This window comes from Paracoccus sp. MKU1 (assembly GCF_001447385.1).
Lineage (GTDB): Bacteria > Pseudomonadota > Alphaproteobacteria > Rhodobacterales > Rhodobacteraceae > Paracoccus.
Genome location: NZ_LLWQ01000216.1, coordinates 1 through 22,489 on the forward strand (window position 1 = coordinate 1; position 22,489 = coordinate 22,489).

At 68.8% G+C, this 22,489-nt stretch carries 21 protein-coding genes; 13 read left to right on the forward strand and 8 right to left on the reverse strand.

Going from position 1 to position 22,489, the window contains the following annotated elements; translation table 11 throughout:
• Together AQY21_RS23765 and AQY21_RS23770 are read right to left on the reverse strand one after the other, a co-directional pair.
• Positions 1-296 (reverse strand): ATP-binding cassette domain-containing protein (locus AQY21_RS23765; RefSeq protein WP_152988331.1); only part of this gene is annotated, 296 nt, incomplete at its 3' end.
• Positions 296-1,495, reverse strand: coding sequence for an ABC transporter substrate-binding protein (locus tag AQY21_RS23770; protein WP_058100070.1), 1,200 nt, complete (start codon positions 1,493-1,495; stop codon positions 296-298). The genes AQY21_RS23765 and AQY21_RS23770, both read right to left, overlap by 1 nt.
• A gap of 187 nt (positions 1,496-1,682) precedes the next feature.
• On the opposite strand from AQY21_RS23770, the gene AQY21_RS23775 reads away from it, so the two are divergent.
• Entirely contained in the window at positions 1,683-2,600 is a 918-nt protein-coding gene (locus tag AQY21_RS23775; RefSeq protein ID WP_058100104.1) for a LysR family transcriptional regulator, read from the forward strand.
• Here AQY21_RS23775 and AQY21_RS23780 read toward each other — a convergent pair.
• Positions 2,582-3,736 carry a hypothetical protein gene (locus AQY21_RS23780; RefSeq protein ID WP_058100071.1) on the reverse strand — a complete coding sequence of 385 codons (1,155 nt, stop codon included), beginning with the start codon at positions 3,734-3,736 and terminating at the stop codon, positions 2,582-2,584. The two genes, AQY21_RS23775 and AQY21_RS23780, sit on opposite strands and share 19 nt — an antisense overlap.
• A 124-nt stretch (positions 3,737-3,860) precedes the next feature.
• Between AQY21_RS23780 and AQY21_RS23785 the strand changes: the two genes are divergently transcribed.
• From AQY21_RS23785 to AQY21_RS23820, 8 genes are all read left to right on the forward strand, one after another.
• Entirely contained in the window at positions 3,861-4,874 is a 1,014-nt protein-coding gene (locus tag AQY21_RS23785) for an ATP-NAD kinase family protein (RefSeq protein WP_058100072.1), read from the forward strand.
• Between the two features lie 20 nt (positions 4,875-4,894).
• On the forward strand, positions 4,895-5,875 hold the full coding sequence (locus tag AQY21_RS23790; RefSeq protein WP_058100073.1) for a thiamine pyrophosphate-dependent dehydrogenase E1 component subunit alpha: 981 nt from the start codon (positions 4,895-4,897) through the stop codon (positions 5,873-5,875).
• 13 nt (positions 5,876-5,888) lie between these two features.
• The gene (locus tag AQY21_RS23795) at positions 5,889-6,896 is read left to right on the forward strand and encodes an alpha-ketoacid dehydrogenase subunit beta (protein WP_058100074.1); all 1,008 of its coding nucleotides are present in this window, start codon (positions 5,889-5,891) and stop codon (positions 6,894-6,896) included.
• Positions 6,897-6,898: 2 nt separating this feature from the next.
• Positions 6,899-8,002 carry an acetoin dehydrogenase dihydrolipoyllysine-residue acetyltransferase subunit gene (locus tag AQY21_RS23800; RefSeq protein WP_058100075.1) on the forward strand — a complete coding sequence of 368 codons (1,104 nt, stop codon included), beginning with the start codon at positions 6,899-6,901 and terminating at the stop codon, positions 8,000-8,002.
• Between the two features lie 49 nt (positions 8,003-8,051).
• Positions 8,052-8,840: an SDR family NAD(P)-dependent oxidoreductase gene (locus AQY21_RS23805; protein ID WP_058100076.1), complete on the forward strand. Its 789-nt coding sequence runs from the start codon at positions 8,052-8,054 to the stop codon at positions 8,838-8,840.
• Complete coding sequence (locus tag AQY21_RS23810; protein ID WP_058100077.1) at positions 8,837-9,166, forward strand: carboxymuconolactone decarboxylase family protein; 330 nt, start codon at positions 8,837-8,839, stop codon at positions 9,164-9,166. Before AQY21_RS23805 ends, AQY21_RS23810 begins: the two co-directional genes overlap by 4 nt.
• An 11-nt stretch (positions 9,167-9,177) precedes the next feature.
• A complete protein-coding gene (locus AQY21_RS23815) occupies positions 9,178-10,251 on the forward strand; it encodes a 2,3-butanediol dehydrogenase (RefSeq protein WP_058100078.1) in 1,074 nt (357 codons plus the stop codon).
• Between the two features lie 89 nt (positions 10,252-10,340).
• Entirely contained in the window at positions 10,341-12,224 is a 1,884-nt protein-coding gene (locus AQY21_RS23820; RefSeq protein WP_058100079.1) for a sigma-54-dependent Fis family transcriptional regulator, read from the forward strand.
• 7 nt (positions 12,225-12,231) lie between these two features.
• On the opposite strand, the gene AQY21_RS23825 is transcribed toward AQY21_RS23820, so the two are convergent.
• On the reverse strand, positions 12,232-13,098 hold the full coding sequence (locus tag AQY21_RS23825; protein ID WP_058100080.1) for a LysR family transcriptional regulator: 867 nt from the start codon (positions 13,096-13,098) through the stop codon (positions 12,232-12,234).
• Between the two features lie 112 nt (positions 13,099-13,210).
• On the opposite strand from AQY21_RS23825, the gene AQY21_RS23830 reads away from it, so the two are divergent.
• On the forward strand, positions 13,211-14,599 hold the full coding sequence (locus tag AQY21_RS23830; protein ID WP_203416647.1) for an amidohydrolase family protein: 1,389 nt from the start codon (positions 13,211-13,213) through the stop codon (positions 14,597-14,599).
• 63 nt (positions 14,600-14,662) lie between these two features.
• Here AQY21_RS23830 and AQY21_RS23835 read toward each other — a convergent pair whose 3' ends face one another.
• From AQY21_RS23835 to AQY21_RS23845, 3 genes are read right to left on the reverse strand one after another with little or no spacing between them, the layout of a single operon-like run.
• The gene (locus AQY21_RS23835; protein WP_058100081.1) at positions 14,663-16,174 is read right to left on the reverse strand and encodes a malonyl-CoA synthase; all 1,512 of its coding nucleotides are present in this window, start codon (positions 16,172-16,174) and stop codon (positions 14,663-14,665) included.
• 16 nt (positions 16,175-16,190) lie between these two features.
• Positions 16,191-17,561 (reverse strand): malonyl-CoA decarboxylase, encoded by a 1,371-nt coding sequence (locus AQY21_RS23840; protein ID WP_058100082.1) that lies wholly within the window; start codon positions 17,559-17,561, stop codon positions 16,191-16,193.
• A 34-nt stretch (positions 17,562-17,595) separates the two neighbouring features.
• On the reverse strand, positions 17,596-18,978 hold the full coding sequence (locus AQY21_RS23845) for an SLC13 family permease (protein WP_058100083.1): 1,383 nt from the start codon (positions 18,976-18,978) through the stop codon (positions 17,596-17,598).
• A gap of 192 nt (positions 18,979-19,170) precedes the next feature.
• On the opposite strand from AQY21_RS23845, the gene AQY21_RS23850 reads away from it, so the two are divergent.
• The 3 genes from AQY21_RS23850 (at position 19,171) to AQY21_RS23860 (ending at position 21,966) form a co-directional block, all read left to right on the forward strand.
• Positions 19,171-19,827, forward strand: coding sequence for a GntR family transcriptional regulator (locus AQY21_RS23850; RefSeq protein ID WP_058100084.1), 657 nt, complete (start codon positions 19,171-19,173; stop codon positions 19,825-19,827).
• A gap of 93 nt (positions 19,828-19,920) precedes the next feature.
• Positions 19,921-20,586 carry a hypothetical protein gene (locus AQY21_RS23855; RefSeq protein WP_058100085.1) on the forward strand — a complete coding sequence of 222 codons (666 nt, stop codon included), beginning with the start codon at positions 19,921-19,923 and terminating at the stop codon, positions 20,584-20,586.
• Between the two features lie 54 nt (positions 20,587-20,640).
• Positions 20,641-21,966: a hypothetical protein gene (locus AQY21_RS23860; RefSeq protein WP_058100106.1), complete on the forward strand. Its 1,326-nt coding sequence runs from the start codon at positions 20,641-20,643 to the stop codon at positions 21,964-21,966.
• Here the strand turns inward: AQY21_RS23860 and AQY21_RS23865 are convergent.
• Entirely contained in the window at positions 21,938-22,489 is a 552-nt protein-coding gene (locus AQY21_RS23865; RefSeq protein ID WP_058100086.1) for a hypothetical protein, read from the reverse strand. The genes AQY21_RS23860 and AQY21_RS23865 overlap by 29 nt on opposite strands.

Consider the following 22,489-nt stretch of genomic DNA (forward strand, 5'->3'; position numbering starts at 1 on the left):
GCCGAGATCTGGAAGCTGCGCACCAGCCCCATCCGCGCCACCTTGTCGGGCTTGGTCTGGGTGATGTCCTGGCCCAGAAGCGTGATCCGGCCCCGCGTCGGCTGCAGGAACTTGGTCAAGAGGTTGAACACCGTGGTCTTGCCGGCGCCGTTCGGCCCGATCAGCGCATGGATGCGCGCGTGCTCCACGTCCAGGTCGACATCGTTCACCGCCGTGAAACCCGCGAAATCCTTGCCGAGGCCGCGGGCGGAAAGCACCACCCGCGGCTCGGTCTGCTCTGCAAGCAACGCCGCCATCACTGGACCAGAGGACAGCCGCTTTCCGCGGGGTCCAGGAAGGCCTCGTCGCCCGGAATGGTGGCCAGCACGTTGTAGTAATCCCAATCCTCGGTCACGTCGCCCGGCGCCTTCACCTCCATCAGGTAGACGTCCTTGATGAGCCGGCCGTTGGGCCCGACCTTGCCGCCCTGAGCGAAGACGTCGTCGACCGGCATCTCGTGCATCTTGGCGGCGACAGCCTCGGTCTCGTCGGTGCCGGCCTCCTGGATCGCCTTGAGATATTGGGTGACGGCGGAATAGGTGCCGGCATGGACCATGTTCGGCATGACGCCGGTGCGCTCCTTGAAGCGTTCGCCGAACTCGCGCGATTCCGGCGTGCGGTTCCAGTAGAAGCTTTCGGTCAGCGTCAGCCCCTGCGCGGCGTCCAGCCCGATGCCATGCACCTCGGCCAGGGTGAACAGCAGCGCCGCAAGGCGCTGGCCGCCGGCGGTGATGCCGAACTCCGCCGCCTGCTTGATGGCGTTCTGCGTGTCCATGCCGGCATTGGCCAGGCCGATCACCTTGGCGCCCGAGGACTGGGCCTGGAGCAGGAACGAGGAATAATCCGTCGTCGCCAGCGGGTGGCGCACCGCGCCCGCGACCGTGCCGCCCTGCGACTTGACGAAATTGCCGGTCTGCTCTTCCAGCGAATAGCCGAAGGCATAGTCGGCGGTCAGGAAGAACCAGCTGTCGCCGCCCTCCTTCACCAAGGCGCCGCCGGTGCCCACGGCCAGCGCATGGGTGTCATAGGCCCAGTGGAAGCCATAGGGGGTGCATTGCGGCCCGGTCAGCTCGGTGGTGGCCGCGCCGGTGTTGACGGTGATCTTCTTCTTTTCCTGGCTCAGCGCCTGCACCGCCAGGCCCACGGACGAGGTGGTCAGTTCCATGATCGCATCGACCTGCTCGGTGTCATACCACTGCCGGGCGATGTTGGAGGCGATGTCGGGCTTGTTCTGGTGGTCGGCGGTGACGACCTCGACCGGCGCGTCCAGCACCTTGCCGCCGAAATCCTCGACCGCCATCCGCGCGGCCTCATAGGAATACTTGCCGCCGAAATCGGCATAGACGCCGGACTGGTCGTTCAGGATGCCGATCTTGACCTTGCCATCCGAGACTTCGGCCAGGGCGGGCGTGGCAATGAGGCCGACCGCAGCGGTCGACAGCAGAATCTTTCGCATTATGTCCTCCCAAAGGCGCATCCCTTCCACCGTCAGCCTTGGTCGTCCGGGTGGGAATGCTGTCCTGTTACCGTCGGGCGCGACTCCATCCCGCGCCTTCCTGGACCGAACGATGCCGGCAATTCGGTTTTGACACAAGTGTTCAGAGAGGTTTAATTTCTTACAGGGTATGTGCGTTTTCGAACAGATGGCCAATCTCAGCTGGGACGATCTGCAATTCTTTCTGGCGGTTGTGCGTGAAGGCCAGCTTTCTCGCGCCGCGCGGCATCTGGGCACCTCGCATGTCACCGTCTCGCGCCGCATCGACCGGCTGGAGCAGGCGCTGAACACCCGCCTGTTCGAGCGCAATCCCCGCGGCTATGAGCCGACCCCCGCCGGCCAGCGCCTGATCGAGGCGGCCGAGCGCATGGAGGAGGCGGCCGGGCTGATCCCGCTGGATCAGGTCGCCGCGCCGGGTCAGGCCAGGCCGCTGCGGCTGGCGATGCCCGAGGGGTTCGGCAGCCTGTTCTCGACCCATCTGCTGCCGGCCTTTACCGCGCGTTTCCCGCTGATCTCGCTGGAGCTCATCACCATGCCGCAGGTGCTGTCGCTGTCGCGGCGCGAGGCGGATATCTCGATCACGCTGGACCCGGTGACCAGCGGCCCCTATCGCTCGGAACGGCTGGTGGATTATACGCTGCACCTTTACGCCACGCGCGCGCATCTGCGCGACCTGCCGCCCATCGCCGGCCCCGAGGATCTGCGCCAGCTGCGCTTTATCGGCTATATCGAGGAGATGATCTTCGCCCCCGGGCTCGACTACCTGGGCGAGATCCATCCCGCGATCCGGGCCAGCGTGAAAAGCTCCAGCATCTTCAACCAGCTGGCGGCTGTGCGCAACGGGCTGGGGATCGGCGTCCTGCCCTGGTATATCGCCGCGAAATATCCCGAGTTGCAGATCGTGCTGCCCGATCAGGTCCGGCTGACCAGGACCTATTGGCTGACCTGCCATCGCGACCTGCGCATGATGCAATGGGTGCGGGCGGTGATCGGCTTTCTGTCGGCCAGCCTGGCCGAGCGCGGCCATGAACTGTCCCGCCCGCTCGGTCACGCCGGCCCGGGCTGAACGCGGCCCCAGGCGACCAGCCCCATCTCGGCGCGGTATTTCGCCACCGTGCGGCGCGACAGGGCGATGCCCTGCCCGGCCAGTCGCTGTGCCAGCGCCGCGTCCGAGATCCGTTGCCCCGCCGGCCAGTCCGCGATGAGCCGGCGCAGCGCCTTCTGCGCTTCGTCGCGGGCCAGATCGGGATTGCGCGGACTGGCCGGCACCAGCAGCAATTGGCGCAGCAGCACCGTGCCGCGCGGGCTGCGCATCGCCACCCCTGCCACCGCCCGGCTGACCGTGCTTTTCGCGAGCCCCAGCCGTTCGGCCAGTTGGGTCATGGTCAGCACCCGCAGCGCCCCCTGCCCCAGCAGCCAATCCGCCTGCGCCTCGGCCAGTGCCGTGCCGATGCGCAGCAGGCTGGCGCCGCGTGCCTCGCAGCCCGCGATCAGGGCGCTGGCAAGGGCGGCCTGCCCGGGCCGGCCCTCGCCCGCGCACCAGGCCGGCGACGGCCCGTTCAGGGCGACCACGCGGCCGTCCGGCGTCAGCTCCAGTTCGGGCGCGGCCGGCGGCGCCGTGCCCTCGGACAGCGGAAACGGCGACAGCGCGCGCAGATCGGCCAACATCCCCGCCGCATCCTCGGCATCGCAGCCGCAATGCGCCTGGATCGCCGCCAGATCACCCGCCGCCGCCAGGTCGAGGCGTTGCAGCAGCCGCTCGATCATCGGGTCCAGCCGCCCGCGCGCCCGCAATTGCAGCCGCAGGCTTTCCGCCAGGTCACGGGCAAAGACGCCGGGCGGCTCCAGCGCCTGCAAGACCGGCAGCAGCGCCTGGATGCGGGCGGGTGGCACATCCAGCCAGCCGGCGATCTCGGGCAGCGGATCGACCAGCCAGCCGTGATCATCGAGGCAATGCACCAGCGTGCGGGCCAGGTCCGCCTCATCCCGGGTCAGGCGCAGAAGGCCGATCTGATCCGTCAGCGCCTGCCGCGGCGTCACCGTCCCGGGCGTTTCGCGCAGTTCCAGGAACGGGTTCCGCGCGGCCTCCAGCCGCAGGCGGCGGCGCAGGCGCCCGCCCTCCATATGCAGCAGGTCCAGCGACAGCCGCATCTGTTGGCTCAGCGCAAGGCCGCAGATCTGGCGCTGCTGCTGGCTTTGCATCCCCTCTCTCCTGTTGCGCCACAGTGTTGCACGGCGGTGCAACAGCCCGTCGCCAAAACCCGGCAAAACCCCCGCTCCAAAATTGGCACCGGCGTTGCTTGCATGATGGGCAGGGAGGACAGACATGGTCAAGGTCGGCATCATCGCCAATCCGATTTCGGCTCGCGACATCCGGCGGGTGATCTCGCATGCGGGCAACCTGCCCATCAACGACCGCGCCAATATCGTGCTGCGCATGATGGCCGGGCTGGCCGCGTCCGGCGTCGATGAGGTGGTGGTCATGCCGGAAAACGGCGGCATCCGCTTTCACTTGGAACGCAGCATCCAGCGCGAGCTTCGACTCGGCCACGGGAATTTTCCGCGCCTGCGCTATCTGGACATGCCCGTCACCGCCACGCCCGAGGACAGCGCCCGCGCCGCGCGGATGATGGCCGAGGATGGCGTGGGCGCCATCGTGGTTCTGGGCGGCGACGGCACCAGCCGCGTCGTGGTGGGGGCCTGCGGCGCGGTGCCGGTGGCGGGGGTCTCGACCGGCACCAACAACGCCTTTCCCGAACTGCGCGAGCCGACGATCACCGGCCTGGCCGTGGGGTTGGCCGTCACCGGGCAGGTGCCCGAGGCCGTGGCGCTGCGGCCGAACAAATGGCTGGAGGTGACGCTGGGCGAGCGGCGCGAGATCGCGCTGGTCGATGTCGCCGTGGTCGAGGACCGCTTCATCGGCGCCCGCGCCATCTGGAAGGCCGCCGGCTTCCGTGACCTGTTCGTGACCTTCGGCCTGCCGCAGGCCATTGGCATGTCGGCCATCGCCGGGCTCTGCGACCCGGTGGACCGCGCCACGCCCGAGGGCCGGCATGTCCGCCTGTCCCCCGATGCGCCGCGCCAGCTCCTCGCCCCCATCGCGCCGGGGCTGATCGATCGGGTGGGCATCGCCGGCATCGCGCGCATGGCGCCGGGCGAGGCGCATCGCCCCTCGATCCCCGCCGGCACGCTGGCCTTCGACGGCGAGCGCGAGCTGACCTTCACCGAAAGGGACGAGGTCTCGGTGCGGCTGGTGCCCGACGCCTTCCGCACCATCGACGTGCCCGCCTGCATGGCCCATGCCGCGCAGGCCGGGCTGTTCATCCGCAACCCAGACTGAACCAGACAAGGGAGGAGTTCATGTCCAATCCGTTTCCGCTGCCCAAGGAGCGGCTGCTTGAAGCCTATCGCAAGATGCGCACCATCCGCGATTTCGAAGAGCGGCTGCATGTCGATTTCGCCCGCGGCGAGATCCCGGGCTTCGTCCATCTTTACGCCGGCGAGGAGGCGACGGCGGTCGGCATCATGATGCACCTGCACGACCGCGACCGCATCGCCTCGACCCATCGCGGCCATGGCCATTGCATCGCCAAGGGCGTGGACGTCAAGGCGATGATGGCCGAGATCTATGGCAAGGCGACCGGCTGCTGCGCCGGCAAGGGCGGCTCGATGCATATCGCCGACCTGTCGCTGGGGATGATGGGCGCAAACGGCATCCTGGGCGCCGGCGCGCCGCTGGTCTGCGGCGCGGCGCTGGCGGCGCAGAAGCTGGGCCATGACGGCGTCGGCATCACCTTCTTCGGCGACGGCGCCTCGAACCAGGGCACGGTGCTGGAAAGCATGAACCTGGCCGCGATCTGGAACCTGCCGGTGATCTTCGTGGTGGAAAACAACGGCTATGCCGAATCCACCTCGGTCGATTACGCCACCGCATCGGACAGCTACGTGGACCGGGCGACGGGCTTCGGCATGCCGGGGATCACCGTGGACGGCCTTGATTTCTTCGCCGTCCACGAGGCGGCGGGCGAGGTCATCCGCCGCGCCCGCGAAGGCGCCGGCCCGACGCTTTTGGAGTGCAAGAACGTGCGCTTCTTCGGCCATTTCGAGGGCGACGCCCAGACCTACAAGGCGCCGGGCGAGAACGAATACAACCGCGCGCACAATGATTGCCTGAAGCTGTTTCGCCAGAAGGTGACCGAGGCCGGGGTGATCTCGGACGACGAGTTGAACGCCATCGACGCCGAGGTGGCGCAGTTGATCGACGAGGCCGTGGCCGAGGCCATCGCCGCGCCGCTGCCCGGCCCGGAACAGCTGACCACCGACGTTTACGTATCCTATTGAGGGAGGGGAAACCATGGCACGCATCATCAGCATGAAGGACGCGGTGAACGAGGCGCTGGATCAGGAGATGACCCGCGACCCCACCGTGATCATGATGGGCGAGGATATCGTCGGCGGCGCCGGCGCGCAGGGCGAGGACGACGCCTGGGGCGGCGTCCTGGGCGTCAGCAAGGGGCTTTACGCCAAGCACCCGAAGCAGATGATCGACACGCCGCTGTCGGAAAGCGCCTATGTCGGCGCGGCGGTGGGCGCGGCGACGGCGGGGCTGCGGCCGGTGGCGGAACTGATGTTCGTCGATTTCATCGGCGTCTGCCTGGACCAGGTCTTCAACCAGGCGGCGAAGTTTCGCTACATGTTCGGCGGCAAGGCCGAGACCCCGGTGGTGATCCGCGCCATGTGCGGCGCGGGCTTTCGCGCGGCGGCGCAGCACAGCCAGATGCTGACGCCGCTTTTTGCCCATCTTCCGGGGCTGAAGGTGGTCTGCCCCTCGAACGCCTATGACTGCAAGGGCCTGCTGATCCAGGCGATCCGGGACAACGACCCGGTGATCTTCCTTGAGCACAAGAACCTTTACGCCAGCACCGCCGACGTGCCCGAGGAACCCTATACCATCCCCTTCGGCGAGGCGAACATCGTCCGCGAGGGCGGCGACGCCACCATCGTCACCTATGGCCAGATGGTCGGCCGCTCGCTGGAAGCCGCCGAGCTGCTGAAGAAGGACGGCGTCGATGTCGAGGTGATCGACCTGCGCACGCTGTCGCCCATCGACATGGACACGGTGCTGGAAAGCGTCGAGGCGACCGGCCGGCTGGTCTGCGTCGACGAGGCGAACCCGCGCTGCTCGATCGCCGCCGACATCGCCGCGAACGTGGCGCAGGACGCCTTCGGCGCCCTCAAGGCACCCATCCAGATGGTGACGCCGCCGCATGCGCCGGTGCCCTTCTCGCCCTCGCTGGAGGACGCCTATGTGCCCTCGGCCGAGCGCATCGCCGCGGCCGTCCGCAAGACGCTGGAGAACTAGACATGGCAGACATCACCCCGATCCTGATGCCGAAATGGGGCCTGTCGATGAAGGAGGGCAAGCTTGCCGCCTGGCACGTGGCCGAGGGCGCCGAGATCAAGCCTGGCGACGAGATCATGGATGTCGAGACCGACAAGATCGCCAATGTGGTCGAGGCCGCCGACGGGGGCCTCTTGCGCCGCCGCGTCGGCATCGAGGGCGAGACCTATCCGGTGCGCGCGCTGCTGGCGGTGATGGCGCCGGAATCGGTGCCCGACACGGAGATCGACGCCTATGTCGCCGCCTATCAGGCCCCGTCGGCCGGCGACGAGGACGAGGATGCCGGACCCGCCTATCAATATGCCGACCTGCCCATGGGTCGCATCCGCTATGCCGAGCGGCCGGGCGAGGGCGTGCCGTTGGTGCTGATCCATGGGTTCGGCGGCGACCTGGACAACTGGCTGTTCAACATCGACGCGCTGGCGGAAGCCGCGCCGGTCTATGCGCTGGACCTGCCCGGCCATGGCCAGTCGGTGAAATCGGCGCGTCCGGCCGGGCTGGGGCTGATGGTTTCGACCGTGATCGCCTTCATGGACCATCTGGGCATCGACAAGGCGCATCTGGCCGGCCATTCCATGGGCGGTCTGATCGCCGGCACGCTGGCGGCCCGGCGCCCCGAGCGCGCGGCCTCGGTCACGCTGATCTGTTCGGCCGGACTCGGCTCCGAGATCAATGCGGACTATATCGACGGCTTCGTGAAGGCGACCGGGCGCAAGGACCTGAAGCCGGTGCTGGCGCATCTGTTCAGGGACCAGTCGCTGGTCAGCCGCGCGATGGTCGAGGACCTGCTGAAATACAAGCGCCTCGACGGGGTGCAGGATTTCCTGACCGAACTGGCCGGAAATCTGTTCCGCGAGGGCCGGCAGGCCGAGCGACTGGCCGAGGCGCTGGCCGCCTCGGGCGTCCCCGCGCAGGTGATCTGGGGCGAGGCCGATGCGATCATCCCCGCCGCCCATGCCGAAAGCCTGCCGGGCGCGTCCCGCCATGTCATCCCCGATGCGGGCCACATGGTGCAGATGGAGCAATCGGCCGAGGTGAACCGCCTGATCCGCGACTTCATCGCCTGACAATCCGGCCGTCCCCTCGGGGGCGGCCCATTGCAATGGGAGGAGAGAGATGAGCAATTCCGTCGAAGGCCGCAGCATCATCGTCACCGGCGCGGGCCGGGGCATCGGGCGTTCCATCGCCGAGGGGCTGGCGCAGGCCGGCGCCCGGGTGGTGATCGCTGACATCGCTGCCGATACCGCCGAATCCACCGCCGCCGAGATCCGCGAGGCGGGCGGGCAGGCCATCGGCCTTGCCGTCGATGTGACCGACCGCGCAAGCACGCGCGCGCTGATCGCCCGCACTGCCGCCGAACATGGCCGGCTCGACGCCATGTTCAACAATGCCGGCATCGCGCAGGTCAAGCCGTTCAACGACATCACCGAGGAGGACTGGCACCGCGTCATGGACGTGAATGCCATGGGCGTGCTGATCGGCATCCAGGAGGCGGCGAAGCAGTTCATCGCCCAGGGCGGCGGCGGCAAGATCGTCAACACCTGCTCGATCGCCGGCAAGCAGGGCTACGAGCCCTTGGCGCATTACTCGGCCAGCAAGTTCGCCGTGGTGGCGCTGACCCAGGCCGCGGCCCGCGCCTTTGGCAAGCACGGCATCTGCGTCAACGCCATCTGCCCCGGCGTGGTCGCGACCGACATGTGGAAGCTGATCGACAAGGGCTTCAAGGACGAGGGGCTGACCCAACGCGACAACGAGGCCTTCGAGGGCTTTTCCGCCGACATCCTGCTGGGCCGTCCCTCGCGGCCCGAGGATCTGGCGGGCGTCTCGGTCTTCCTTGCCTCGGCCGGGTCGGATTACATGACTGGGCAAAGCTTGGTCGTCGATGGAGGGATGGTGCTGGTATGAACGCGAAACAGAAGCTGGCCGAAATGAACGCGCGCGCCGCCGCGCTTTACAAGGCCGACGGCAAGACCATGTCCGCCTTTCGCGGGCTGATGCTCGCCGCGAACCGCGAGGGCAAGGTCGGCCCCGCCATGAAGGAGATGATCGCCATCGCCGTCGCCATCGGGCGCGGCTGCGAGGATTGCATCGTCTTTCACGCCAGCGAGGCCAAGGCCCATGGCGCCAGCCGCGAGGAACTGCTGGAGGTGCTGGCCGTCGCCATCGAGATGTCGGGCGGACCGGGCACGGTCTATGCGGCGAAAGCCCTTGCCGCCTTCGATGAGCTTTGAGAGGAAACCCCATGAAAGCCTTGCGTTTCCATGCCGCCAGGGATCTGCGGATCGAGGATATTCCCGAGCCGCCCTCGCCCGGCCCCGGCCAGGTGCTGATCCGCAACCGCCATGTCGGCATCTGCGGCACCGACCTGCACGAATATGCCTCGGGGCCGATCTTCATCCCGACCACGCCGCATCCCTATTCCGGCGCCCATGGCCCGCAGGTGCTGGGTCACGAATTCGGCGGCGAGGTCGTGGCGGTGGGCGAGGGCGTGACCAAGGTGGCGCCCGGCGACCGGGTGGCGGTGCAGCCGCTCATCATGCCGCGCGGCGGCGAGCATTTCGCCGACCGCGGCTGGCACAACCTCTCGGGCAGCCTGGCGCTGGTCGGGCTGTCCTGGGTCTCGGGCGGCATGGCCGAGATGGCGCTGCTCAACGACTACAATGTCGAGAAGATCCCCGACGGGATGAGCGACGAGGAGGCGGCGCTGGTCGAGCCGACCGCCGTCTGCGTCTATGCCTGCGACCGGGGCCGGATCACCGCCGGGGATTCGGTGCTGGTGACGGGCGCCGGTCCCATCGGCATCCTGGCGCTGCTGACCGCGCGGGCCTTTGGCGCGACGCGGCTGTTCGTGTCGGACGTGAACGACACGCGGCTGCGGCTCGCCGCCGAGGTCGTGCCGGGCATCGTTCCCATCAATCCGGCGCGCGAGGATGTGGGCGAGCGGGTGCGCGCCGGCACCCAAGGCGGCATCGGCTGCGACGTGGCGCTGGAATGCGTCGGCAACGACCGCGCGCTGCAATCCTGCCTGGACGCGGTGCGCAAGCAGGGGGTGATCGTGCAGACCGGGCTGCATCCCGGCAAGGGCAGCGTGGATTTCTTCCAGCTGACCTTCAAGGATGCCGAGATCCGCGGCTCGTGGTGCTATCCGACCCATGGCTGGCCGCGCACCATCGAGCTGATCGCCTCGGGCGCGATCCCGGCCAGGCGGGTGGTGACGAAGCGCATCGCGCTGGACGAGGCGGTGGCCGAGGGGTTCGAGGCGCTGCTGGACCCGGCCGGCAGCCAGCTGAAGATCCTGATCGACCTGTCGCGCTGACGGCCCGCGCCTGCGGCAAGATTTCTGCCCCGGCGCTGTCCGACCCGTGCTATGGTCGCGCCGGGCTTTGGGAGGAGCCGATGCGGGGAATGCCGGATACGGGGACGCATGTCCTTGAAGTCATTCGCGTGGCCGAGGGCGAGACATCGCCGCGCCGGGATGCCGATGTGCTGGCCTCGTGGCGGCGCTGCGTGAACGAACACCAGCTCGACCCCGGCCGCCATGCCGGGCCGCGTATCGTTACCCAGCAGGAGCTGCGCCAGCACCGCCAGGAATCCGAGGAACTGCTGGGCGTTGCCCGGCACGGCATGGAGGATCTCTATCGCCGCGTGAACGCGATGGGCTACGTCCTGCTGCTCGCGAATGCGCGCGGCGTGACCGTCGATGCCATCGGCGATGCGGAACTGGACCGCGAGCTGCGCCATGCCGGGCTGATCGCCGGCTCGGAATGGCATGAAAGCCATGTCGGCACCAACGGCGTCGGCGCCTGCCTTGCCACCGGGCGGGCGATCACCGTGCATCGCACCGACCATTTCGACGTGGCGCTGACGCCGCTGTCCTGCACCGCCGTGCCGGTGCATGATACGCGCGGCGGGCTGATCGGCGTGCTGGACCTGTCGCATCTTCAGGCGCCGCAGGACAAGATGAGCCAGGCGCTGACGCTGGAGGTGATGAAATCCTGCGCCCGGCGCATCGAGATGGCCAATCTGGTGCGCCGGCACCGCGCCGACTGGATCCTGCGGCTGAACCCCTCGCCCGAATTCCTGGACGTGGACCCGATGGCCGCCGTCGCCATCGACGCCGAGGGCCGCATCAGCGGCATGACCCACAACGCGCGCGAGCTTCTGGCCGGCGGGCCGGCCGGGGCGCTGATCGGCCGGCGCTTCGACGACATCTTCGCCTCTGCCATGGACGACCTGCCCAAGCTGTCGCGCGCCATGGCCCTGATCGACGGCGCGCTGGAGATGCAGGCCGGCGGGCTGATCTTTGCCCGGGCCGTGCCGCCGACCGCACCGCCGCGCCGGGCCGCCGAAACCAGCCTGCCCCAGCCTCTGCGCGCGATCCATGGCGGCGACGCGGCCATGCAGCGCCTGGCCGAGCGCGCCGCCAAGGTGGTGGACCGCCAGATCAGCGTCATCCTGCGCGGCGAGACCGGCACCGGCAAGGAGTTCATCGCCCGCGCCATGCATGCCTCGTCCCGGCGCCGGGGTGCCTTCGTCGCCATCAATTGCGCCGCGCTGCCCGAGGCGCTGATCGAAAGCGAGCTGTTCGGCTATGCCCCGAACGCCTTTACCGGCGCCCATGCCCGCGGCAAGAAGGGCCTGATCCGCGAGGCGCATGGCGGCACGCTGTTCCTGGACGAGATCGGCGACATGCCGCTGGCCCTGCAGGCGCGGCTGCTGCGCGTGCTGTCCGAGCGCGAGGTGCTGCCGGTCGGCGCCACCCGCGCCGAGCCGGTGGACATCCGCGTCATCTCGGCCTCGCATCGCGACCTGGCGGAGCTGGTGGCCGAGGGGCGGTTTCGCCAGGACCTGTATTACCGGCTGAACGGGCTGGTGCTGGACATCCCGCCGGTGCGGGCGCGGGCCGACCTGGAATGGCTGATCGCCCGCATCGCCAGCGCGACCGAGGGCAAGCCGCGCTTCTCGCCCCAGGCCATGGCGCGCCTGCTGGTCCATGACTGGCCGGGCAATGTGCGCGAGATCGTCAATCTCTGTACGCTTTGCGCCGCGCTTTGCGACGGTGCGACGGTCGGCCCCGACGACCTGCCGGACGAGATCGCCCGCCCCGCCCGGCTGCGGACCGGCGCATTGCCGGCCGCCGATACCGGGGAACGCGCCGCGCTGCGCCGGCTGATCGCGGAATGCGAGGGCAATATCTCGGCGGTGGCGCGGCAGGCGGGAGTGGACCGCAGCACGATCTATCGCCGGATGCGGCGGCTGGCGCTGGCCGAGGTGCCGGGCGCGGGCTGACCGGCGATCATTCCCCGCCGGCCGCGAGGCTGCGGCGATGCCGCTCGGCCAGCAGGCCGGTCATCTCGCCGGTCAGCCGGCCGATGGGACCGGCGCTTTCCCAGGCATAGATCGACACCACCATGGCCGGCTCGCCGCCGAAGCTGTCGCAGCGCCGCAACCCTGCGCCCGAGACCGCCGCGACCGGCAGGAGCGTGATGCCCAGCCCGCCCTCGACCCCCAGCATGACGCTGTGCAGGCTGCTGCCGGAAAAGGCGACATACCAGCGCCGATGCTCGCGCTCGATCCGCGCGAACATGGCGTCGCGGTAAAGCCCGCCGGGCGGGAACACCACCAGCGGCACCGGATCCTGCCAGTCGCGCGGCAGGACGGCGCTTTCGAACCAGGCCATCGCCTCGGTGAAGCTGGCCCGGCAATCGCTGTCGGCGGCGGGCTCCTTGACCACGACGATGTCCAGCTCGGCCGCGCGATAGCGGCGCGTCAGCTCTCGGCTGAGACCGACGGTCACGTCCAGCCGGATCTGCGGGAACTGCCGGGTGAAGTCGCGAAAGATCCCGCACATCCCGGCGTTGAAGATGTCCTCGGGCAGGCCCAGCCGGATCGAGCTGGTGCCGCTGGGATCGCCAAGCGCCGCCGCCGCCTCTTGCTGCAAGGCCAGGATGCGCCGGGCATAGCCCAGCAGCCGCTCGCCCTGCGGGGTCGGCAGCACGGGCCGGGCGGTGCGCTCGACCAGCGGGTGGCCGGCGGCATCCTCCAGCCGGGCCAGTTGCTGGCTGATGGTCGATTGCGTCATGTGCAGCCGCTCCGCGGCGCGGGTGAAGCTGCCGCAATCGACGATGGCCACGAAGGCGCGCAGCAGGCGCGGATCGAGCATCCCGGACTCCATTCGATTTCACGATGTTTATCATCTGGACATTTAATTTCCAGATGATCCCGGCCGGGCTTATCCAGATCGCAGGGCAAACGACATTCGGGAGGAAACGCATTTGCACACCGAGCATCGCCACAGCCGCCGCGCCTTCCTGCGCGGCACCGGGGGGCTGATGACCGCATCGGCCGTGATGGGCATGGGAACCGCCAGCGCCGCAGGAGCCGCCGCCGGGGCCGCCGAGGAACAGGCGCTGATCGGCGAGATCGCCGAGACGCATTACTACCTGACCGAGGTCCGGCTGGAAAACGGCTTCGAGCGCGAGGGCGAATACATCACCGCCACCCGCACCGCACTGCATACGCTGGAAATCCGCGACGGCCGCATCCAGGCGATCCTGGGGGAAGGCGCCGCGCTGGCGCCGGATGTCCCGCGCTATTCGGCCGGGGGCAAGCTGGCGCTGCCGGCCTTTCGCGACATGCATATCCACCTGGACAAGACCTTCTATGGCGGGCCGTGGCAGGCGCCGCTGCCGCGGCAGGGGAAGACGATCATGGACATGATCGCGCGCGAGGAAATCCTGCTGCCGAAGCTGTTGCCGTCCTCGCAGCAGCGGGCCGAGGCGCTGATCGATCTGCTGCTGTCGCAAGGCACCACCGTGGCGCGCAGCCATTGCAACATCGACCCGGTCAGCGGGCTGAAAAGCCTGGAGCATCTGCAACTTGCGCTGGAAAGGCACCGCGACCGCTTCGAATGTGAGATCGTCGCCTTCCCGCAGCACGGGCTGCTGCATTCCAAGGTGGACGGGCTGATGCGCGAGGCGATGGCCATGGGCGTGCAATTCGTCGGCGGGCTGGACCCGACCAATGTGGACGGCGCGATGGAGCAGTCGCTGGACGCCATGTTCCAGATCGCACTGGACCATGACAAGGCGGTGGATATCCACCTGCACGAAACCGGCCCCGCCGGCGTCGCGGCGATCAACTACATGGTCGAGACGGTCGAGCGCACGCCGCAGCTCAAGGACCGGCTGAACCTGAGCCATGCCTTCGCGCTGGGGACGCTGCCCGAGGCCGAGCTGGACGCGCTGGCCGAGCGCATGACGGCGCAGGGCGTCACGGTGATCTCGACCGTGCCCATCGGGGCACTGACCATGCCCCTGCCGCGCCTGCGCGAAAAGGGCGTGACGCTGATGACCGGCACCGACAGCGTGATCGATCACTGGTCGCCCTTCGGCACCGGCGACATGCTGGAAAAGGCCAATCTCTGCGCGCAGCTTTATGGCGGGCGCGACGAGTTCGGCCTGACCCGCGCCATGGCCATTGCCACCGGCGACGTGCTGCCGCTGGACGATGCGGGCGAACGCGCCTGGCCGACACCCGGCGATGCGGCGGAATTCGCGCTGGCCGAGGCCAGCTGCTCGGCCGAGGCGGTGGCCCGGCGCTCGGCCCGCAGCGCCACCTTCCACAAGGGCCGGTTGGTTTTCGGCAACGTCAGCCGGGCCTGAGCCTGACGGCGGGGCGGCCATCGCCGCCCTGCCCCGTTTCCTGCCCGCCTGTGCGATCGGGCGCTAGTCGTAAAGCCCGGCGAAACGGTCGCGCAGCAGGTTCTTCTGCACCTTGCCCATGGTGTTGCGCGGCAATTCGTCCACGAACAGCACACGCTTGGGCTGCTTGAACTTCGCCAGCCGCCCTTCCAGCGGGGCCAGCACCTCGGCCTCGGTCAGGGCGGGGCTGCCGGTCGGGACCACCACCGCCGTCACCCCCTCGCCGAAATCGCGATGCGGCAGGCCGATGACGGCGGATTCGACCACGCCGGGCAGCGCGTCGATCTCGGTCTCGATCTCCTTGGGATAGACGTTGTAGCCGCCGGTGATGATCAGGTCCTTGCCGCGGCCGACGATATGCAGATAGCCGCGCGCGTCGAATTTCCCCAGGTCGCCGGTGATGAAGAAGCCGTTGTCCCGCAGCTCGGCGGCGGTCTTTTCCGGCATGCGCCAATAGCCCTTGAAGACGTTCGGGCCGCGCACCTCGATCATGCCGATCTCGCCCTGCGGCAGCTCGGCGCCGGTTTCGGGGTCGGTGACGACGATCTCGGTGCCGGGCAGCGGCAGGCCGACGGTGCCGGCGATGCGCTCGCCGTCATAGGGGTTCGAGGCGTTCATGTTCGTCTCGGTCATGCCGTAGCGTTCCAGGATGGCGTGGCCGGTGCGGGCCTGCCATTCGCGATGCGTCTCGGCCAGCAGCGGCGCCGAGCCCGAGACGAACAGGCGCATGTTGGCGGTGGTCTCGGCGTTCAGCATGTCGTCCTGAAGCAGCCGGACGTAGAAGGTCGGCACGCCCATCAGCACCGTGGCGCGGGCCATCGCCTCGAATATCCGGTCCACGTCGAATTTCGGCAGGAAGATCATCGAGGCGCCCGAGAACAGCACCACGTTGGTGGCGACGAACAGGCCATGGGTGTGAAAGATCGGCAGGGCGTGGATCAGCACGTCCCGCGCGGTAAAGCGCCACGCCTCGCGCAGCACCAGGGCATTCGAGGCCAGGTTGCCATGCGTCAGCATCGCCCCCTTGGACCGGCCCGTGGTGCCCGAGGTGTAAAGCAGCGCGGCCAGGTCGTCGCTGTCACGGGCCACGGTTGCGAAGGTTTCGGGCGCGGCCTCGGCGGCGTCGGTCAGGCTGCCCCGTCCCTCGGCATCCAGCGTGACCATGCGGGCGTCGGCGGCCTCGGTGGGCTCGCGCAGCGCTTCCTGCCGGGCGGGGTCGCAGACGAAAACCCGGGGCTCGGCATCGCCGAGGAAATAGCCGATCTCGGCGGGGGTGTAGCCAGTGTTCAGCGGCAGGAACACCGCGCCCGCCCGCAGAGTGGCGAGATAGAGGATGATCGCCTGAACCGATTTCTCGACCTGCACCGCCACCCGGTCGCCGGGCTGGACGCCAAGCCCCGCCAGCGCATTGGCCATGCGGCCGCTGCGGGCGATCAGGTCGGCGTAGCGGATGGGCTCGCCCGCCGGGGTCTCGATGGCCACGGCCTCAGGGTCGCGGATGCCGGCGGCGAGAAGGTCGAACAGATTGTCACTCATCAGTTATCCCCGTGGTTCATGGGTTGGAGGCCGGCAGCGCGCGCTTGACGCTGTCCGAGGCGGCGACGGCGCTGCGTTCGGCAAAGGCTTCGTGGTTCGCCTCGATCCGGTCGAGATCATAGAGATAGTTCACCATCAGCCCATGCGACTGCCTGAGCCCGTTGGCCGAGACATCGCCCAGGAAGTTCAGCCGCTCCAGCCGGGCGCCGTTGCCCAGGTGGAAGCGCGCCACCGGATCGAGGACGCGGCCCTTGCCGTCGCGGGCGCGCAGGAAATAGGTCGCGGCGGCGGCCAGCAGCGGCGCGCGCAGGCTTTCGGCCACGGCCGGATCCTTGTGCCAGTCGGGATCGTCCAGCACGGCAAAGGCCAGGCGCTGGTCGGCGTCGATCAGTTCCGACATCGCGTCCTTGCGCTGCCCGGCCAGCCAGGCGGCAAAGCCCGGCACCGGCGACAGCGTGACGAAGGTGCGGATGTTGGGCAGTTCGGCCTTGAGCTCTTCGACCACCTGTTTGATCAGGAAATTGCCGAAGGACACCCCGGCCAGCCCGCGCTGGGTGTTCGAGATGGAATAGAACACCGCGGTGCTGGCGCGCTCCGCCTGGATCGGCTGGCGGTCGAGGTCGAGCAGCCCGGCGACATTGTCCGGGATCTCCTCGGTCAGCGCCACTTCGACGAAGATCAGCGGCTCGTCCACCAGCTGCGGATGGAAGAAGCCGTAGCAGCGCCGGTCGGTCGGTTGCAGGCGATTGCGCAGGTCGTCCCAGTTCTGGATGGCATGCACCGCCTCGTAGCGGATGATCTTTTCCAGGATGCTGGCGGGCGTGTTCCAGTCGATATGACGCAGCACAAGAAAACCCCTGTTGAACCAGGACGCAAAGAGATGCGCGAAATCGCCGTCCACCCGGCGCAGCACGGGATTGTCACGCAGATGGCGCAGCAGCTCCTCGCGCATCCGCACCAGCGCCGCCGTGCCGCCGGGGGCCAGGTTCAGGCGGCGGAACAGCTCCTGCCGGCGCGGCTCGGCAGCATCGTGCAGCGCCTCGATGGCTTCGGGGGAATCGGCGTCGTGCTGCACGGCCTTCAGCGCCGCGCGCACCGCCGCCGGATCGGGGCCGAAACGGTCGGCGAGGTTTTGCAGGAAGGCAAGCCGCGTCGCCTCGTCGGCATCCTCGAAGGCGGCGAGCAGCCCCTGCGCGATGGCCACGCCCGAAGCCTCGCCCCGCCGCGACAGCAGCGCCTCGCCCAGTTCGCACAGTTCGGGCGCCTCGGTGGCCGTGCCGGCGCCCCGCCGCCCCAGCAGACGGCGGCCGCGTGCGGTCAGCACCTCGAACAACTCGCCCAGAAAGGCCGGGCGGCTGGGGCGCGGGGTCTCGACGGTCTTGATCATTTCGGGCCTCCGAACAGGGGATGGTCTGCCGGGATCACCCCGGCAGCACGACGAAGATCAGCCACAGCACGACCGGAGCGACCACCGTCACCAGCGCGCCGTAGTTCAGCAGTTTGCGGAAAAACACCTGGCGGTCCACCCCGCGCGCATTGGCCAGAACCAGGGCGCCGTTGGTCGAGAACGGGCTGACATCGACGATGGTCGAGGCGACGGCCATGCCGGCGATGAAGCCGATGGCGCCCACGCCCGTATCGCCTTGCAGGAAGGGCACCGCCAGCGGGATCAGCGAGCCCAGCACCGCCGTGGACGAGGCGAAGGCCGAGACGACGGCGCCGATCAGGAACAGCATCAGCGCCGCCAGCAGGGGCGAGGCCATGCCCGCCACGCTGTCGCCGACGAAATCGATGGTGCCCATGTGCTCCAGCACCGCGACATAGGTGGAAACGCCGGTGATCAGCATGATCTCGGGCCAGGCGACCTGCGCCATGGCGCGTTTCTGCATGGTAGGGTTCCACAGCGCCAGGCCCAGGCCGATGGTCAGCGAGACGAAGCCGATGTCGAGGTTGAAGGCCAGCACCAGCACCGCCAGCAACGCCAGCCCGGCCAGCGTCACGATCTGATAAAGCGTGCCCTCGGGCTGGTCGCCCTCGTCCACCTCGGAGACGAGGCGGTTCGATTCGCCGCCGCCCTCCTCGCCGATGCGGCGGCTCAGCGCCTCAGCCTCGCTGTCGCCGAAGATCTGCGGGCCGGTGGCCGGGCGGGCGATCTCGACATGCGGCACGCTCACCGGCTCGATCCGCTCCGACCGCGCCTGCATCAGCTTGCGCCCGCCCAGGGCCATGAACAGCAAGAGCGCCACCGCTGCGTTGACGAAGAAGCTGGCGGCAAAGGTGGTCATCGGCGACAGCGGCAGGCCGGCCTTGGCCACCACGCCATTGGTGATGCCGCCATAGATGCTGATCGGCGAAAAGCCCCCGGCCTGCGCGCCATGCACCACCATCAGGCCCATGAGCAGCGGCGAGATCTGGTAGCGAAAGGCGAAACCCAGCGCGATGGGCGCCACGATGGCGACGGCGCCGGGGCTGACCGCGCCCACCGCGGTCAGGACGGCCGAGATGCCGAACATGATCCACGGGATCGCACCGATGCGGCCCTTGACGGCGCGCACGGCCATGCGCACCAGCCAGTCGATGGTGCCGTTGTTCTGCGCCAGGGCGAACAGCCAGGTGATGCCGACCAGCGTCAGGAACAGGCCGCTGGGAAAGCCGGCGATGATCTCCTTGGCCGCCTGTCCCGCCAGCAAGGTGCCGACCAGGAAGGCGCCGACATAGGCCAGCACGCCCATGTTGATCGGCCAGATCGTGGCGACGACGAACATCGCCGCCAGTGCGTAGATGGAAAATAGATGTGGGGTCATGCGCGGCTCCTCTCCATGCAAACCTCCTTGCGCCGGTAAACCGGCTGCCGATTCCCGCGCCCTCCTCCGGTGCGCGAATCCTCACCGGGCTGTTATACGTTTCCCGTTGCTTGTTGTATATATCAAATCCGAAGATGGATAAATGCCGGGGAACTGCTTATCTTTCGGGCAAGAAGCAGAAGGAGGCTTTCCATGGCGACGATCCCCAACACGCTGCGCATCCGCAACGCGCTGGAAAACGCCATCGTGGAGGGCAAGTACCCACCCGGCGCCCGGCTGGACCCCGAGGCGCTGGAGCGGGAATTCGAGGTCTCGCGCACCCCGATCCGCGAGGCGCTGCACCAGCTGGAAGCCTCGGGGCTGGTCCGGGTGGTGCCCAAGCGCGGCACCTTCGTCACCGAATGGAGCGCGAGCGAACTGGCCGAGCGTTTCGAGGTCATGGCCGAGATCGAGGCGACCTGCGGCCGCCTGGCCGCCCGCCGCATCACCGAGGCGGAGATGGCCGATTTCGAGGCCGTGCACGAGGCCTGCCGCCAATTGGCCGAGGCCGGCGAGGTCGAGGCCTATTACGCCCGCAACTCGGATTTCCACCACTGCCTCTATCGCGCGACGCACAACGCCTTTCTGGCGCAGGAGGCGGCGCGGCTGCATGCCATGCTGCAACCCTATCGCCGCATGCAGCTCAAGGTGCGCAACCGGATGATGCGGTCATTCGCGGAACATGACGCGGTGGTGGCGCGCATCCGCGCCGGCGATGGCGAGGGCGCGGCCCAGGCGCTGCGCAACCATGTCATCGTGCAGGGCGATCGGTTCCACGACCTGATCGCGGCATTGCGGCAAGAGGGCTGAACGAGGCGCCGGCGGCGATCGCCGGAAAACCCCTCTGGCGCATCGCGGCAAAGCGGTGGGATAAAGGCCCAGGACAGGCCGAGGGGGGTGCCCATGCGCTATTTCGATTTCAGCACCTGGCAGGGGATCCTGACGACGCTGCTGGGCCTTGCACTGTTCACGCTGATCGGCGTGGGCATCCGGGTGCTGATGCTGCTGACCATCCAGCAGCGCCAGCAGCGCATGAACCGCCAGATCAACGAACGCCTGCGCACGCTGATCGCCGCCTACAAGGTGCTGGGCGGGTCCTTCACCGGCGAGTTGCTGGTCGATCCGACCCATCTGCGCGACCTGCGGCAGCGCGAGCAAGAGGCTGGGGCCGAGGAGGCCGCCGGCTCGGATCGCGCCCGGCGCATCCGCGACGCGGTCGAGGCGGCGCTGTCGGACATCATCCTGCTGGGCACCGAGGAACAGGTCCGCCTGGCCAGCCGTGCCGCCGCCGAGATGGCCGCCGGCCGGCCGATCCATACCGCCGAACTGGTCGTCTCGCTGCGCGATTTCATCCGCAAGGCGCTGGACCTGGGTCCGGTGCCTCGGGACGTGACCATCCCCTCGCAGGGTCCGACGCGGCAATCGGGCGGCTCGTCCAGGGGCGGGCGCGGCGAAAGCGGCAGCAAGGGCGGCGGCGGTGGAGGTGGCGGCGGCATGGGTGGCGGCGGTGGCATGGGCATGGGCATGGGGCTTGGCCTGGGACGCCATGCCGACGACGCGCCGTCCTGAAACGCGGGAAACGCCCGGCTTGCGATGCGGCATCGATCCTGCGATCCTGCCGCCATGACCGGGGACCTGCATATCCTGCGCCAGCACGTCCTGCTGACGGCGCGGCTGTTTCGGAACTACGGCGCGGTGCTGGCGGCCACATGGCTGGCCGGCTCGCTGCTCGGCACGCTCCTGATGATGCTGGCGGTCGAGATCGGCTTCGCCGACCGGCTGGCCGGGCTGATCGCGCTGGTGCCGGTGATCCTGTTGCAGTTGGTGCTGTTCGTCGCCATGTTCGTTATCCTGCGCGACGGGCTGCCGGTGCTGCGCTTTCGCTCAAGGCGCCGTCGCGAGGCGCCCGCGCCCGAGGAAGGCGCAGCCGGGACCCCGGCAGGCATCGGCATGCTGGCCGGGGCGCTTCTGGCGGTCCTGATCCCGTTCTATGGCTATTACGCCGGCTGGGGCCTGCTCGGGAACACGCTGCGCGACTATTCCAAGGCGTTCCTGTCGACCTCGATGGAGCGGATCGACTTCTCGACGGTCTCGCCCGAGCCGGCGCCCACCGCGCTGGAGGTGCAGAGCACGCTTTGGGTCATGGTCGCCGTGCTGCTGATCTGGGCGATCCGGCGCGGCGCCAAGGCCCTGCACAAGCGCAGCGAGGCCGGGATCTGGCCGCTGCTGGTCGTCGCCTGCGAGGCGAGCTGGGCGGTGCTGGGGCTGTACGTCATCTCGGGTTGGCAGGCGGAGTTCGTGGAATGGCTGGCCCGCCTGCCCTCGCCCGCCGAGCTGTGGCAAAGCCTGGTCCCGCCCGCCGCGGCCGAGGTGGTCGATGCCACGAGGCGCCCGGTGGACTGGGCGCCCGCCTTCCAGCCCTGGCCCTGGCTGGTGCGGCTGTTCTGGTATGCGCTGCTGCCGCTGATCTGGTTCAATCTCGGCGCCATCGTCTATGGCCATGACCTGAACCTGATGGCCGAGGAGACGCGGCGCTCGGCCGGCCGGGTCGTCGACCGCTGGCAGGCGCTGCCGAAGCCGCTGACCGACTTCATCGGCCATTTCTGGGCGGGGCTGGTGAAACGCTGGCACGCGGTGGCGAACGGCATGCTGCTGGCAGGATCGGCGGGTTTCGCGCTGACCGTCTCGGTGCTGGTGCTGTGGCGGCTGGCCGACTGGGCGGGCCGCTGGGCCTGGGTCGGGCTGGCCGAGTTGATCGGGCCGCAGGACCTGCGGGTCTGGCAGGTGGCGCAATATCCGCTGGGCCTGCTTTTCGGCGCGCCCGGCCAGCCACAGGGCGGGGTGCTGGTCTGCGTCGTGCAATTCTGCATCCTCGCCGCCGGGCTGGAATTGGCCGGGCGGGCGCAGGCGGCCCGCGCCGCTAGTGCAGATCGCGCAGAACCGGCGTGACCGCGAATTCCAGCGCCTCGGGCCGCGTCCCCCAGGCCGAGACGCGCAGCCGCGCGCCCTTCAGCAATTCGGCCGGCACCAGGAAAAGCTGGTCCGACAGCATCTCCTGCCCGTCCGGCGGCGCGTCATATGAGATGGGATTGCAGCGCCCCTTGTTCTCACCATCAGGGGAAAGCACCCGGACGGCACCCTCGGAATCGGCGCTGATCAGCGGCAGCCAGACCCGATCCGCCGCGTCGCGCAGGCTGATGTCGCAGCCGGCCCAGCCCTGCCGCGCCGCCTCGGGACCGCGCAGCGCCAGGCGGACCAGGACCAGCGCCCGCTCGGACAGGTTGGGCGCGCTTCCCGCCCAGACCTGATCGAGCCGGACATGCACGCCGCGCAGCTCGGCCCCCGCCTCGCCGGCCTGCACCACCCGCCATTCGCGGGCGCGGCGCAGGTCGGTGATCTCGGTCCAGCCCCCGACGACCACGTTGGCGAGCAGCAGGACCGCGGCAAGGAGGATCCACAGCAGATGTCTCAT